Raw genomic sequence first — 14,537 nt, forward strand, 5'->3', positions numbered from 1 at the left:
GTTTGCACCTTATCTGTCCGCCCTTATCTTTTATCGGCATTATTTACTATCAAACTGGCATTGGCGAGAGTCGATCTTACCCGTATCATTGATTTACAAAATAGGAGTAAAACAGCTAAAGAAAAGCCTCGATAAGCGATACAATACTCAAGTTGCGAGGTCGCAGCATGGGATACGCCTTCACAGAAAACCTCAAAGTAGCCAACTATGTCTAAAGATTTTAACTTCACCACAGAATACACCCTCGACAAGCCCTTTTTCGCAGAGTGTTACGATCAAACTAGTCAACCGACTGAATTTCCAAAAGCCTATTTAAAAGGAATACTTTTTCTTATTTTTGGCGTGGTTTTAGTGAAATTTGAGCTACTACCTAACGGTTATCTGGGTTGGTTCTTTATTACTTTGAGTTTCATTGAGGCGCTCAGCGTTTATTTTAAGAGAACTTGGTGGTTGTGGCGACAAACGTTCAGCATGGGCCCACCCAAAAAAGTCGTGTTGCAGGTTAACTCTGACGGTGTGAATTATAAAAGCGGAAAAAATGCCCGTAACATCGCGTGGAGTGAAATAGACCAACTTCAGCAAAGCAATTTTGGTTTTATCCTTCATATGGGCAAACAGCGCCAATATATCAGTAAATCTTGCTTAAACGATGAAGTGGTAGCCTTCATGGTAGAGCAGGTCGAAGCATTTAAAAAGGACTAACCTCTAGTCATTATTTGGTGTGTGTCCGCTTAGATAAACTGTTAGAGAAACGAAAACTAGACATTATTTGGTGCCTGTCCGCTTAGATAAACTAAAACTCGCACCCAGTCCGTTCTTTTGACAAAGGCTGGACCTGGTGCGAGTGCGGATGAACAATACGCTTTAGACGCTACAGCAAATAACCACCTCCAGCTTGAACGCATTGGCCTGTGATCCAACTAGCACGGGTATCGGCCATTAGAATCACGGCATTCGCGACATCTTGCGGTTTTCCTAATCGTCCCATCGGTGTTTGTGCGATGATCATAGCCATCATTTGTTCGTTTGCTTTTACTTCTTCAGTGATGTCCGTGTCGGTAAGGCCAGGGGCAACGGCGTTAACTCCAATACCTATAGGGCCAAGTTCTGCTGCAAGTAATCGAGTTGCATGTTCTAGTGCTGATTTAGAAGAAGCGTAGGCGGTGCCATTTTGCATCATGCCGCTTGCTACGACAGAAGTAATGTTGATCACCATACCCTTAGTTTCCGCAAGATGAACGGTCGCTTCACGAATGAGTGCCAACGGCGCAAATACGTTAGTACGATAGATGCTCTCAATAACTTCATCCGTTGTTTGTGATAGGGGGCCCATGGCACCCGTTCCAGCATTGTTAACCAGAATATCTAGTTGCCCAAATTTGCTAATAACCTCCTCAATGATTCGTTTAGGCTCGCCGTTTTTACTTATGTCGCCAGTAATTGTGTAACATTGCGCACCCAATTCTAGTGCCGTTTTTTCAAGAACTTCCTTCCTGCGCCCTGTGATGACGACCGTTGCACCTTGAGCAATAAAGTTAGATGCTGTTGCCTTACCGATGCCAGTACCACCACCGGTAATTAATACGACTTTCTTTTCAAAATTTGCCATTGTATATCTCCAAAATTTAATTGATTACCTGCTTTACCACTACATGCAATAGAGCGAGGTCAGTTTTGTATTTCCAATTTGTTCGTGTATGTCCCATTAGTTCAAGCGTGTTTATAGAGCCTCGTTACAAGCACCAATGCGGGGTTTTGTTACATAGTTAATTAGCTTGTCCGTACTGGCATTTAGCTTGGTTTTGTCGCGGCTCATTGCGCTGTGCAATACAAACGGGGGTAAGTAAGTCATACCAACCATTTTTGCTGTTTGCTCAAATGGAGTAAGGAATTGATTCATGCTAAAGCGGTTAAATGAGCCAGACTGAAAGCTCTCCACCGCGCCACCGGTGGTGATGGCAAGAATGAGCTCTTTGCCGTGCAATTTATCGCCACCTTGGCCGTAGGCAAAACCGTACAGCAACACCTGATCAATCCAAGCCTTTAACACTGGCGGTGAAGAGTACCAATAGAAGGGAAACTGCATCACAATGCGGTCAGCCTGTTCAATCAGTGCCTGCTCAATAGCGGGGTCAAATAGCATCGTTGCGCCGCCGACAGCCGTTAAATCACGAGTCACGACATTATCCACGCCTGACAGAGCTTCAAACCATGTTCGGTTCGCTGTCGAGGTTGAAAGCTCTGGGTGAGCAGTAAGCACTAGTGTGTTCATTAATTGGGCCTCGTTGAGATTCGTTCGTTTTGTTGTTGCTAACTTTAATTAACCCCAATAACATTAACAATATGCCGAATATCTAACTCACTAGTGAATGGAATCTAACAATGCGTTTGCCTTTAGCGACACTGGAAATTTTTAATGCCATTGCCAACCACAATAGTTTGCGTGGTGCGGCGCACGATCTTGGCGTTAAGCCGTCAACGGTCAGCCATCAGCTAAAAAAACTGGAAGAACAACTTGGCACTGCGCTCTTTATTCGAACGACTCGTTCCATCAGCCTGACTGAAGCTGGGCGCGCACTAGCAAGGCGAACTGGCCCTGCTTTTGAGCAACTTGACGAGGGTTTGTACAGCGCAAAAACGACAGGGCATACGGAGCGAGGTTCACTCAAGCTTGCGATACCTGAGTTTGCCTATTTCTTATTGATGCAAAATAAACTGGCGGGTTTCCAAAAGAAGTACCCTGAAATAGAGGTGGAGCTGTCCATAACCGATGCATTAACCGACATCCTTGATGAAGGCTTTCATGCTGGTTTTCGGATAGGTGGGTTGATTTCAGAAGACATGGTTGCCGTAAACCTAAGCGATCCGTTGAAAACAACCCTGGTCGCGAGCCCAGAATATCTTGAAAAATATGGCGCACCACAGCAACCAAGCGAGTTGCTCAATCACAACTGTCTGCGTTATCGTTTTCCGAGTTCCGGCCAATTGGCTCCTTGGATATTTGAAGGTGTTGATGGTGCTTATCCGGTAGAAATACGGGGTAACTTGATAACCAATTCATCCACCGCGACGATTGACCAAGCACTTCAAGGGCTAGGGTTGACCTTTACGTTTCGTGATTACTGCACTGATGCGTTAGCCAGCGGCGCTCTAGTTGAGGTTTTGTCTGAACATTTGATCACATTACCGAGCATGAATATGTATTTTCCTAAAGAGTATAAGTCGATGTTGCCGCTGAGATTGCTTATGGATCATTTAAAAAATGGCGAGCCAGAATGACAAGGGGCGATGAGTCTATGTATATCGGTGAAGTTTCAAAGAAAACGGGCTTATCTATCAAGGCCATTCGATTTTTTGATGGTCGCATATGGCGACAGAACTAAGCTAACGCAAATTGCAAACTAAAGGACGAAGAGGTCGGATGATCATGAGTTAATAGCCACTGCTATGCTTTAAGAGCTTTACTCCATTTTCTAAGAGATCCAGTACAAAAGATGATGGAGCGGAAGATGGCCAATTCAAGGCAGGAAACCTTGCGAATACCTTCGATCTCTCACGGATGCAACATGTCGTTACATAGGATGAACTCATTAAGCCTTTACATCTTGGAGTAGGCAAGGAACAATCCTAGAAAATTTATTCCTATAAAATAGTGCACTGAGAATTTATGAGTAATACGGTAAACAAAAAATCGAACCCCTTGTTCGAGATTATTTTTAACGTTTTCCTTCCTTCGTTTATTTTAATGAAGTTCAGTGGAGACGAACATCTTGGAACGGTGATGGCGCTGGTCGTCGCGCTGGCATTCCCTGTCGCTTATGGTGGTATGGAGTTAATTCGAAATAAGAAGTTCAATTTCATTGCGGCACTGGGCTTTGTCAGCGTGTTATTGACGGGTGGCATTGGTCTATTTGAACTTGATACTCGCTGGCTCGCGTTAAAAGAAGCGCTGATTCCCGGTGTGATTGGTTTGGCTGTTCTTGGTTCGACCTTTACCCGCTATCCGTTTATCCAAAAGATGATATTCACTCCCTCATTGTTAAACATGCCACTGATTAAAGAAAGACTCATTCAATCAAGTAACAGTGATAGGTTTGAGCGCTGTTTAATGACATCGAATTATCTGTTTGCGAGTACTTTCGCGTTTTCGTCAGCGATGAACTATTTTCTTGCGACGTGGATTGTTACCAGCCCATCAGGTACAGCAGCGTTTAATGAAGAGTTGGGCAAATTGACACTGTATAGCTACCCGGCGATAGCGGTTCCAAGCATGTTGATGATGATGTGTATATTTTACTATGTTTGGCGTCAAGTGCGCGCGATGACATCACTGGAAACGGAACAAATTTTTATCACTAAGTAGCCAGAAATCAGCATGGTATGGGTTTATTTTTAGGGTAAGCCCTTATCCTTTACAACGTTGATAACATAGATTTAATCGGTTAGTATGGCGGCACCAGCCTAACCTATGCTGCCAGCTCACGGAAAGACAAAAAGTCAGGGTATCGTTCACGCTAGTGCTTTGCCTAGTAGTGAAATGAATCGTAACGATCGGTGATATTGCAGTAGTATTGCTCACGGTCGTTACCTAACAATTTGGTATGTTTACCATCTCTTCTGAATATGTGAGCACAGAAGCAACGAGATCGGTGAATTTATGTCTAGAAATGCGTTTTCCCTCAATTTCCCACTACTGAAATCCCAAGCTAAGCAGCGTCTCAAAGCCGTACGTTCTGGTGATCGACAGCAACTTAAATCACTCGTAGATCAGCATCCACGCGGCGATACTCTAAGCCAGCTGACGATACAACTTGCTGACGTTCAGCTGGTTATTGCCAGAGAGCATGGCTTAACAACGTGGGCCGAGATAAAGCAACACGCGGATCACCTTGTTAAGCACCACCATGCGATTAAGAGCAATGCTCCTGCGCCAGATGCAGAATTGCGAACGTTACATGTCCGTTGTGGCCACGACATACAAGCAACATTGCAATCGGCGGGATTTATCGGAGACTTTCTACCGTTTATTGATCCTTTTTGTATGGGGCCGCTTAACAGAGATCTTGATGTGATGAATCAATCAAGAGCCGAGTTTGTTTGCGATGAACTGCTGAGCATAATGGGGAATCATGAGGCTGACCCACAGTCAGTGATTGATGGTAACGCGCAGAAGTTGGCACAACTTAATGATCGTAATTATCAGCGAATTGTATTTTGGGTAGAGCACGATAACTACGACCAAGTGATGCTGTATTTTCTTTTGAGCCATTTCTGTTCTCAGGCACATCAGTCCATCGAGTTCATTGAAATAAACCGTTATCCGGGGAAGTCTCGCTTTCTCGGGTTAGGCCAATTGCCAGCGGAAGCGCTTCGTGCTTTATGGCAAAAGCGTCAGGTGCTCAGTTCCTCCCATCATGCTCAAGCCAATCTACTTTGGCAGGCATTTTGTGCGTCGTCACCTCATGATTTGGTTACGCTCTATCACGGCAATGAGGTTAATTTGTTTACCAATGCGAAAGCGGTGATCCATCGACATTTGCAAGAGCTGCCTCATGAACAAACGGGGTTAAGTTTCACACAATGCCAGACATTACATTATTTAGAGACACTTTCGTCACCGGTTTCCGTTAAGGCGCTATTCAGTCATTTCAGTCTAGAAATTGACCCACTTTGTTACCTTGGGGATGTGATGTATTGGGCGCTCATTAAGTCAATGACTCAAGGAAAGGCGCCACTGTGTAGCATCACCGACGAATCAAAAGACGACGAATGGTATGAACAACAAGTTGCTTTGACTGAAGCGGGGCGGGATTACTTGACAGACGTTAATCCACCTCGTGTTAGTTATTGGGTTGGTGGAGTCGAAGTTACTCCAGAAACGAACTTGCGTTGGGATCACATAAATTTAGATACCCTAGCTTCTTGCTAGTAGAGTTACATCAGGGCCTCGTTTTTGGCGGGGTTCGTTTTATTAATAGCTTTGAATTAATAAAGAGTTCAAATCATATAATTATATTTGTCATGACGATAAATATAATTAGTAGAACTACCTCTCTTATCCTCTAATTATTTTAAACCTTTACTGATAGTATCTGGTCATAAATAAATCATATTTTGATCTCATTAGGAAATATCGTAAATGTTTAGAAACTTATCCATAAAGTGGAAAATAACGTTCCCCGTTGTGGTAATTATTGTGCTGTTTTCTATTAGCGCATTGGTAAATGTGATCACGTCAATAAAGCGTGAATCGCTAACAGACCAGTTAAACCAACAGGTTGTGCCTGCGTTGTTCACAATAGAAAGTGCTTATCGCGATTTATACCAAAGTACTTCGGCGGTTCAAGCACTAGTGCTTGCAGACACCCAAGATGAAATTAAGCACCATACGTTCGAGTTCCAAGACAACGCGTATAAAGCCATACCTCGTATGGAGTCGATTTCTTCTCTTGCTGAAAACGACCTGATTTCACGAGACGATGAAAAAGCTCTATCCAAACTGGTTAACGAAGCGAATGAGTGGCTGAACGAGTATGAAGTGATGCTAGCTATGCCGCAAACCCAATGGGCAAGTTATTACAATATTCATAAAGTAGAATTTGAAAACAAATTTATTTTGGTTAGAAAAACTTTGAACCAAGTAAAAGACTCAGTTGAAAATAAACAAGCGTCCTTACAAGCAGAAATTCTAGCTTCATCAAAAAGAGCAGAGCTGATTATTGAAGCAGGGACAGGGGTCGTTATTGTCATTTCCTTATTTTTGTCCGCTTTTTTAATTCGAATGATTGTGACGCCAATTGAGAACATAAATAAAGCAATGACCGAAATCGCAGTCGGGGACGGGGATTTAAGTCAACGATTAGAGATCTCCAGCAATGATGAAATCGGCCACCTTGCTAAGGCGTTCAATGACTTTACCAGCAAAATCCAGGTAACCATCTCTCAGGTGGTTGAAACGACGGTTTCTGTACGTAATGAGATGAGCAATTTGGAAAATCTAACTCGATCGATTGCAGACTCGACGATTAAGCAGCAACAAGAGAGTGAGTTAGTGGCCGCAGCGGTTCATGAAATGCAGATGACGAGCCAGAGTGTGAGCGCGAATGCCCATGAAGCAGCTTCGGTCAGTGCGAATGCGAATGAAGACGTACAAACGACCAGTCAGGTATTGGATTCTACCGTAGGTTCGATAAGAGCATTGGCTGATGACATTGAAAATGCGAGTGGTGTTATTCATTCGGTCAACCAAGACGTAAGCAATATCGCATCAATTCTAGATGTCATTTGCGACATTGCCGATCAAACGAACCTATTAGCATTAAATGCCGCAATCGAAGCGGCGCGTGCAGGAGAGCAAGGCCGTGGTTTTGCCGTTGTGGCCGACGAAGTACGCTCATTGGCTAGCAGAACTCAAAAGAGTACCGGAGAGATCCAAGCGATGATTGAAAGCTTGCAGTCCGGCGCAAACCAAGCCGTAAAAGTGATGCAAGACAGCAAGCACAGCGGGGATGCAACCATAGAATCGGCGGGGTCGGCTACTGAGTCATTAACACGTATTCTGGATGCGATTAGCCAAATGAGTGAAATGAACACGCATATCGCGACAGCAGCAGGGCAACAAACGCAAGTCAGTGAAGAAGTGAACAACAATGTTCAAACCATTGCGGACAATAGCAATCACATTGTGGGTGTTGTGCAACAGGCTCAGCAAGCGCTAGAAACGTTAAATCACCAATGTGGAGAGCTAGAAGGGCTTATTTCTCAGTTTAAAATTTAGCGTAATTTGAATAAATACAGCACTTATAATAGAAAATCGTCTCAAACAGCTATCCCAATTGTCGTTAAAGTTGAGTTTCATCGGCAATTGGGACGCCATCACTCTCGTTTTATTTTTTCTTTCATATTAATCATACTTAATTATTAAATGGTCAGTTGGTTTTGCTTTTCATGAAACCTTTCATGGAGGGTGTATAAGCTGTGATCATGTCGACATTTTTGTCATCATCGGATTTTATCAAAGTATCTATTTAAGATGTTCTTTTTCAACTGATGTCGTCCAATTTTCCTTTCTGTTTTTGTTTTATAAAACGAAATCCAATTATAATTACTCCCTGATATTGCGTAAATAGTTGATTTTTATTGATATAATGGCGTGGGTATTATAGTGATAACTCTCATTTCGTTAGTTTATTTGTTGCTGATGTACAATGCACCTTTCGTTTGTATTTCAATAAACTGTGATCCAAATATACAATTGTGCTGTTTGTTTTCTGAATTGTGTGGAGCGCTACATAAAGTTGAACTGCTATAAGTGATGGACTTATCACTTGGGCTGATATCGCGTTGAGTTCCTTTTGTAGGATTATAATATGTATCTATACAAGGTAAACATCGACACGGACAGCAAATGAGAAGCAATAAAGAATACGCCATTGATGCAGTAGAGGTTGTAAAACCTTCTATCGAAAAGCTATTTGAACGCACCAACCGACAAGAACTTCATATTGTCATTATGGATCCTAGGCTAAAGCCATGGGATTGTGACTTTGAAAGTGCTGTCCTCCATGAAGTTTCCATTGGTTCCCCTGAACAATGGACCATCAAATTCGACCAATTGGCTCGCAATAAAGCGAAACAAGCGTGGCAGAGCCGAACTGCAAACCTACACACTCAGTCACTTCACCCAACCTCACTCGCTGATGATGATGTTCTTTTTTATGGAACGTTCACCTATGGCGACATTGTAGTTGGATGCAGTGGTGTTCAACAATGGTACGACATGTTGATAAGCGGCTGGATTGCCCTCGCAATGGAACAGTTAGCCATGCACGACTACCAAACCAATAAGATAGAAAACCCTACACAAACCTATAGATATAATACTAAATAGAGGTCTTGACCATGAGTAAGCTACTAAAAACACTATTAATTTCTGCTGGTATCCTAGTTTCCTCCGCGTCTGGAGCGGCAGATTATCCTAGTAAAAACATTCGTCTTGTAGTGCCATTTGGTGCGGGTGGTGGTACTGATGCTGTTGGTCGTACTATTGCAAACAGTACGAAAGACATTTTGGGCAAAAACATTGCAGTAATGAACCGTACTGGTGGTGCGGGTGCCGTTGGTATGAGTTTTGGCGCTCAACAAAAAGCGGATGGTTATACCCTAACGGTTGTGACTCGTGAAATTGCATCACTGCCACAGATGGGCCTAATGAGACACGATGCCGATGACTTTAAATTGATTCGCATGGTTAACCTTGATCCAGCAGTTGTGCTCGTACCTGCTGACAGCCCATACAATACCATTAACGATTTGATCGCTGAGGCGAAGAAAGCGCCAGGTAAAGTGAAATTCGCTTCTACTGCTAAACCAAACTTCTACTTAATGGCTCTAGAAAAAGACCAAGGCATCAAGTTAAATGCGATTCCTTACAATGGTTCTTCTGAAGCGATTCCAGCACTGCTTGGTCATCACACAGACGTTACTATGGTAACTCCAGGTGAAGCGATTTCTCAACTTCGTTCTGGTCAGTTGAAATCTCTGGGTGTGATGTCCAATGAACGTATTGCTTACATCCCAGATGTACCAACACTTAAAGAACAAGGCGTTGACGTTGTAACGGGTACATGGCGTGGTATCGGTGCTCCTAAAAACACACCTCAAGAAGTGATTGACGTGTTAGGTAAAGCATTCGACCAAGCGATGGCTTCTGAAGAGTTTAAGTCGTTCATGGAAAATGGCGCAATGACGATTCATAACTTAAACGCTGAAGAATTTACTCAGTTTGTTAAAGAAGATACAAAATCGCTAGGCACTCTAATTAACTAATTATACTTTACTTTTGACAGGCCAGTTTGCGCTGGCCTGTACTTTCCTCATTTTTAAGGATGGATTCTATGCTAAATAGAAATGTCGTTTTCCCGTCCCTTCTGATTGTCATCAGTGCAGTCACTTTGTATCTAATTACATTGTTTGAAGAGCCTATGTTTCAGGAAGCCAGTGTTGATGCTGCGTTTTTCCCTACGGCTATCGTTATTGCTCAAATTATTCTATGTATCGTTTTATTGGTTCAACACAAAATGGCAAAAGCCAACACGGCTAACGCTGATACCAACGAAGCTGTTTCTCCTATTTTCTCTAAGCTTTCCATTTTTGGTTTAGGTTACCTTGCCGGTTATGCGGTTCTTATTTACTTTTTGGGATACCTAATCGCGAGCTTAACCGCATTTGTTTTCTATTTGTTGTACTTCAAAGTCAAAAAGCCGCTTTATTATGCAGTGGCGGTGATTTTTGTATTCTGTATTTATTATCTTTTCGGTGAGGTGTTTGTCATTGCACTACCGGAAGGCGCATTGTTTTAGGAGTTCCCTATGCTTGAACACCTGATGAATGGCTTACTTACGGCCTTTAGTTTTTCGGTCTTTCCTGTGCTCGTCTTTGGCGTGTTAGGTGGGATTATTCTTGGCGCGCTACCGGGGCTTACGGCCACGATGGGTGTTGCTATCTTATTACCATTTACTTTTGGTATGGAGCCAACAGCGGCATTGGTCATGCTGATAGGCGTATACATTGGTGGTATTTACGGCGGGTCGATAGCCGCAATTTTGCTAAAAACTCCGGGTACCCCAGCGTCTGCCGCGACAGTCCTTGATGGCCATACTCTGGCGGCAAGAGGAGAAGCGGCACGTGCTCTAAGTATCTCAGCGGTGGCTTCTTTTGTTGGCGGCCTGATCAGTACGGTTATTCTTATTGCGGTAGCGCCTTTACTGGCAGATTTCGCACTGAGGTTTAACGCACCAGAATACTTTGCTCTCGCTCTGTTTGGTTTAACCATCATTGCCAGTGTATCGTCCAAGAACATCGCAAAAGGATTACTTGCCGGTACAATTGGCTTGTTGGTTTCTACCATTGGTCTCGACCCAATCAGCAGCGTACCGCGCTTTACCTTTGATGTGATGGATCTGTATAGCGGTATTAACGTTATTCCTGTGTTGATTGGTTTATTTGCGTTATCTGAAGCGCTTAATCAACTAGAACGCATCATTAAAGATAAGCAAGAAAAGCCCGTTAAATTTAGCCACAAGTTGCTAAGTAAGGCGGATTTAAAAACCATGATGCCAACTGCGATAAAGAGTGGTTTGATGGGTACAACCATTGGTTCAGTTCCGGGTGCGGGTGCGGATATCTCGGCGTTTGTTTGTTACAACGAAGCAAAACGTTCGGCTAAAAACCCTGAAGAGTTTGGTAAAGGTTCTGTTCATGGCTTAGCCGCGGCGGAAGCTGGAAATAACGGCGTAACCGGTGGTTCGCTTGTTCCTTTGCTAACGCTCGGTGTACCGGGTGATGCGGTTGCTGCCGTTTTACTGGGGGCTTTGATTGTTCAAGGCTTAACGCCTGGTCCACTGTTGTTTGCCCAAAATCCTGAAGTGGTTTATGGCGTATTCAGCTCGATGCTTGTTGCTAACATTGTGATGCTGATCATCGGCTTAGTGGGTATCCGATACTTCTGTCGAATCATTGAAGTGCCGAAAATTCTGATGATTCCGATCATCGTGTTCCTGTCGATTATCGGCGCATACGCTATCAACAACTCTATGTTTGACGTAGGCATCGCGATTGGTTTTGGTGTGCTGGGTTTTGTATTGGGTAAGCTGGAAATTCCATCGTCACCGATACTGTTGGCCATCATTTTAGGGCCGATGGCGGAAACGAACTTAAGGAAGTCATTATTGATGTATGAAGGTAGTTGGTCATTCCTTTATGAAAGACCGATTGCACTGGCCTTTATTTTACTCGCCGCATTTTCTGTTTATTCAACAATGAAAATGAAGAAAAAGGCGGCTGCAACAGCCACCCCTTAGCGAATTGAAAAATTGTAATAATCAAAAATTCAAAAACCGATGACGTACAATCATCGGTTTTTTATTTATGACTAGATTTGTTATCACAACGTCATCAAAACAGCTCCACTTCACCGCCTAAGTCTTCCGGCGGTTTTTTGTCTGGTTTATGGGTGATGTCAGTGCTGTTCACTTTTTCAAGTAATGCCGAGAGGGTAGCTTGCACTTCAGTGAGCTCTTTTTTTGCAAACTGCATTTCTTTAAAGCCTTTTTCGTACAGCGTAGATAACTGTTCTTCTTGATCCTCTGTGAGCCCTAAGTAATGAAATGCAGAGTTTAACGCAGCAATGGCATTATTATAGTTATTGGCTGAAATCGCATCGAAGCGCTCGACATTGTGGCTAACCCCACTAATTGAATCGGCAATTTCTTCGACCATATCTTGCAACATGCTTTGGCGCTGTATATCTAGAAATTTAGCTTCTAACCCCTCAATCATTAACGCGAGTACGTCTCTGAGTTGGCCCACCATTCGTTCATCGTCATCTGGTAAATTCTTAACTAAAAATGCGGTATGGATGTCATTTAGGATCATCCGATTACCGAACTCGTATATCCGGCCCTCATTACGCAGTAAATCGAAAATGTTACGTTCAATGGGTTTTACGATACCGGTTTGATTATCAAAATAATGATTTTCATCGTCTCTGATCAGCAATGAGGCATGCAAATCGAAAGACTCTAACGTTTGGAATAGAGTAAAACTGAGTTGTTCAATATAGTTGCAACAGGCAAGGTTTCTGAAGAATTGCAGCACTAAACCGTACTGGCTCGCTTCTTTCATGAACTCAAAAGAGGCCGATTTAGCTTCTTCGCACTCAATCAATAGATCTGACTTGTCTCGAAGATACTGCTCAATTACGTTAAGTTTTGCGAGTAATTCTTGTTCGTTGAAGTCTCGACGAATGATGTCTGTCGCGCCGGCTGCATAAGCTGTTAGCCGCTGTTCCATTTCATCTTTTTCAACAATGCTGATGATGGCAAACCCGGCCCGCTGTTTCAGCTCAACCAGGTTTTCTTGAAAGGTTGTAATTGACTCATTATTTAGGTGCGAGTCTAGAATAATGACGTCTGGCTTATCGGTTTCTATGTGATTTTGTGCGTCGATAACTTCCGACACTACCTTAAGATGATACTTTTTTTCTAGCTTAGCCGTTAGCTCCTGGCACAAACGCAACTCAGAGGAGACTAATAGTAGTTTGTATTGCGATTCCATATTGTATTCCTAGCCCTGAACGATCTAATTGTTTTTATTGTGTTTTTTTTATATGAAATTGTATTACTAGTTTTGAGTGTAGCAGCAGATTTAAGAAAGGGGCAAAAACCGAGAGATAGATCAAGAAAATTTAAGTAATGGGAAAGGAGAGAACAAAAAAAGGCTGACATTCATGCCAGCCTTTTCGAGCTATTTGGGGATACTATGTTCGCGAGTGGTTATTTTCGCTTGTGCTTAGGTACGTAGTTCAACACAGAAATCGGCACTTCTTTACGAGGTTCGAAGCCTTCAATTACCTTACGTGTTAACAAATGATCCAATCGGCTTTCGATCATGCATAGATTTTTAAAGTCATCTTTAGAAACCAGTGAAATTGCTTCACCGCATTTACCAGCACGGCCTGTACGGCCAATACGGTGTACGTAATCATCGGCCGGGAATGGCAAGTCATAGTTAATAACACGAGTCAGTTCATCGATATCGATACCACGAGCAGCAACGCCTGTTGCAATGAGGTATTTAGTCTTGCCTGATTTAAAGTTGGCCAGCACTTGGGAGCGGATCTCTTGAGTACGGCCACTGTGAATACAATCTGCTTCAATGCCACGTTTTGCTAGCTGAGCAACCAACTTACCAGCACCATGCTTGGTGGCAATGAAGATGAGCGCCTGATCCCAGTCATTTTCTTGGATCATGTGGCTAAGTAGTGCTGATTTTCTGTCTTTATCAACCGTGGTGATCCACTGGTTGATGTTGCTTTGACTCGCACTTGCCGCCGTAATGGTGATTTCTTCTGGGTTTTCAACGGCTGTTTTGGCGAGCTCGCGTACTTTTTTAGATAAGGTTGCAGAGAACAATAAGTTCTGGGTATCAAGTGGCAGCCTGTCCATGATCTTATTGAGATCTTCTATGAAACCCATGTCCAGCATGCGGTCAGCTTCATCGAGCACCAGCATTTCTACTTCTTCAAAGTGGATAGCTCGCTGGGTATACATATCAAGCAAACGACCTGGGGTCGCCACTAACACATCTACACCGTCTAGTAGACGCTGTTTCTGTGGTTTTTCATCGACACCACCGTACATTGCCATGGATTTAAGTGGCAAGTGCTTAGCGTATTGTTTGATGTTTGCAGCAACTTGAATCGCCAGCTCACGAGTAGGAACCAAGATCAGTGCTCGAATGCGTTTTTTGCGCTGTGTTTCTGCACCGCTTAATTTTTCAAGAATAGGTAACACGAAACTGGCTGTTTTACCGGTACCCGTTTGCGCTGCTGCGATCAGATTGCTGCCGCGTAAAACGATCGGAATCGCCTGTTCTTGAATAGAAGTCGGTTTGTCGTAACTTAGGTCAGCTACGGCTTTAAGAATCGGATCGCTTAATCCAAGTTGGGAAAATGGCATCAGGTTGTCTCAGTGTAT

Annotated in this window: 13 protein-coding genes; 9 read left to right on the forward strand and 4 right to left on the reverse strand. The window is 43.2% G+C overall.

The window, feature by feature from the left end:
- The first annotated feature begins 207 nt into the window (after positions 1-207).
- Positions 208-702: a YcxB family protein gene (locus QWZ04_RS21410; protein WP_290330293.1), complete on the forward strand. Its 495-nt coding sequence runs from the start codon at positions 208-210 to the stop codon at positions 700-702.
- Positions 703-871: 169 nt separating this feature from the next.
- Here QWZ04_RS21410 and QWZ04_RS21415 read toward each other — a convergent pair whose 3' ends face one another.
- Entirely contained in the window at positions 872-1,609 is a 738-nt protein-coding gene (locus tag QWZ04_RS21415; protein ID WP_290330294.1) for an SDR family NAD(P)-dependent oxidoreductase, read from the reverse strand.
- A gap of 111 nt (positions 1,610-1,720) precedes the next feature.
- Positions 1,721-2,272: an NAD(P)H-dependent oxidoreductase gene (locus QWZ04_RS21420; RefSeq protein ID WP_290330295.1), complete on the reverse strand. Its 552-nt coding sequence runs from the start codon at positions 2,270-2,272 to the stop codon at positions 1,721-1,723.
- A 110-nt stretch (positions 2,273-2,382) separates the two neighbouring features.
- Between QWZ04_RS21420 and QWZ04_RS21425 the strand changes: the two genes are divergently transcribed.
- From QWZ04_RS21425 to QWZ04_RS21460, 8 genes are all read left to right on the forward strand, one after another.
- The gene (locus QWZ04_RS21425; protein WP_290330296.1) at positions 2,383-3,279 is read left to right on the forward strand and encodes a LysR family transcriptional regulator; all 897 of its coding nucleotides are present in this window, start codon (positions 2,383-2,385) and stop codon (positions 3,277-3,279) included.
- 388 nt (positions 3,280-3,667) lie between these two features.
- Positions 3,668-4,363, forward strand: coding sequence for a VC0807 family protein (locus QWZ04_RS21430; protein WP_290330297.1), 696 nt, complete (start codon positions 3,668-3,670; stop codon positions 4,361-4,363).
- A 294-nt stretch (positions 4,364-4,657) separates the two neighbouring features.
- Positions 4,658-5,929, forward strand: coding sequence for a DUF1835 domain-containing protein (locus QWZ04_RS21435; RefSeq protein WP_290330298.1), 1,272 nt, complete (start codon positions 4,658-4,660; stop codon positions 5,927-5,929).
- 210 nt (positions 5,930-6,139) lie between these two features.
- Positions 6,140-7,777 (forward strand): methyl-accepting chemotaxis protein, encoded by a 1,638-nt coding sequence (locus QWZ04_RS21440; RefSeq protein WP_290330299.1) that lies wholly within the window; start codon positions 6,140-6,142, stop codon positions 7,775-7,777.
- A gap of 630 nt (positions 7,778-8,407) precedes the next feature.
- Entirely contained in the window at positions 8,408-8,890 is a 483-nt protein-coding gene (locus QWZ04_RS21445) for a hypothetical protein (RefSeq protein ID WP_290330300.1), read from the forward strand.
- An 11-nt stretch (positions 8,891-8,901) separates the two neighbouring features.
- The gene (locus QWZ04_RS21450) at positions 8,902-9,828 is read left to right on the forward strand and encodes a tripartite tricarboxylate transporter substrate binding protein (RefSeq protein WP_290330301.1); all 927 of its coding nucleotides are present in this window, start codon (positions 8,902-8,904) and stop codon (positions 9,826-9,828) included.
- 68 nt (positions 9,829-9,896) lie between these two features.
- Complete coding sequence (locus tag QWZ04_RS21455; protein WP_290330302.1) at positions 9,897-10,361, forward strand: tripartite tricarboxylate transporter TctB family protein; 465 nt, start codon at positions 9,897-9,899, stop codon at positions 10,359-10,361.
- Between the two features lie 9 nt (positions 10,362-10,370).
- Positions 10,371-11,861: a tripartite tricarboxylate transporter permease gene (locus QWZ04_RS21460; RefSeq protein ID WP_290330303.1), complete on the forward strand. Its 1,491-nt coding sequence runs from the start codon at positions 10,371-10,373 to the stop codon at positions 11,859-11,861.
- 94 nt (positions 11,862-11,955) lie between these two features.
- On the opposite strand, the gene QWZ04_RS21465 is transcribed toward QWZ04_RS21460, so the two are convergent.
- Both QWZ04_RS21465 and QWZ04_RS21470 read right to left on the reverse strand, forming a co-directional pair.
- Positions 11,956-13,116 (reverse strand): response regulator, encoded by a 1,161-nt coding sequence (locus QWZ04_RS21465; RefSeq protein WP_290330304.1) that lies wholly within the window; start codon positions 13,114-13,116, stop codon positions 11,956-11,958.
- 218 nt (positions 13,117-13,334) lie between these two features.
- Positions 13,335-14,519, reverse strand: coding sequence for a DEAD/DEAH box helicase (locus QWZ04_RS21470; RefSeq protein WP_290330305.1), 1,185 nt, complete (start codon positions 14,517-14,519; stop codon positions 13,335-13,337).
- Positions 14,520-14,537: the final 18 nt, after the last annotated feature.

The sequence above is a fragment of the Vibrio tapetis subsp. quintayensis genome (assembly GCF_030409945.1).
GTDB classification, from domain to species: domain Bacteria; phylum Pseudomonadota; class Gammaproteobacteria; order Enterobacterales; family Vibrionaceae; genus Vibrio; species Vibrio quintayensis.

Excerpts from the sequence above, each read along its gene's own strand:
- QWZ04_RS21460 (WP_290330303.1), top strand. The coding sequence starts at position 10,371 with ATGCTTGAACACCTGATGAATGGCTTACTTACGGCCTTTAGTTTTTCG.
- QWZ04_RS21415 (WP_290330294.1), bottom strand. The coding sequence starts at position 1,609 with ATGGCAAATTTTGAAAAGAAAGTCGTATTAATTACCGGTGGTGGTACT.
- QWZ04_RS21435 (WP_290330298.1), top strand. The coding sequence starts at position 4,658 with ATGTCTAGAAATGCGTTTTCCCTCAATTTCCCACTACTGAAATCCCAA.
- QWZ04_RS21420 (WP_290330295.1), bottom strand. The coding sequence starts at position 2,272 with ATGAACACACTAGTGCTTACTGCTCACCCAGAGCTTTCAACCTCGACA.
- QWZ04_RS21465 (WP_290330304.1), bottom strand. The coding sequence starts at position 13,116 with ATGGAATCGCAATACAAACTACTATTAGTCTCCTCTGAGTTGCGTTTG.
- QWZ04_RS21425 (WP_290330296.1), top strand. The coding sequence starts at position 2,383 with ATGCGTTTGCCTTTAGCGACACTGGAAATTTTTAATGCCATTGCCAAC.
- QWZ04_RS21440 (WP_290330299.1), top strand. The coding sequence starts at position 6,140 with ATGTTTAGAAACTTATCCATAAAGTGGAAAATAACGTTCCCCGTTGTG.
- QWZ04_RS21455 (WP_290330302.1), top strand. The coding sequence starts at position 9,897 with ATGCTAAATAGAAATGTCGTTTTCCCGTCCCTTCTGATTGTCATCAGT.
- QWZ04_RS21410 (WP_290330293.1), top strand. The coding sequence starts at position 208 with ATGTCTAAAGATTTTAACTTCACCACAGAATACACCCTCGACAAGCCC.
- QWZ04_RS21470 (WP_290330305.1), bottom strand. The coding sequence starts at position 14,519 with ATGCCATTTTCCCAACTTGGATTAAGCGATCCGATTCTTAAAGCCGTA.
- QWZ04_RS21430 (WP_290330297.1), top strand. The coding sequence starts at position 3,668 with ATGAGTAATACGGTAAACAAAAAATCGAACCCCTTGTTCGAGATTATT.
- QWZ04_RS21450 (WP_290330301.1), top strand. The coding sequence starts at position 8,902 with ATGAGTAAGCTACTAAAAACACTATTAATTTCTGCTGGTATCCTAGTT.
- QWZ04_RS21445 (WP_290330300.1), top strand. The coding sequence starts at position 8,408 with ATGAGAAGCAATAAAGAATACGCCATTGATGCAGTAGAGGTTGTAAAA.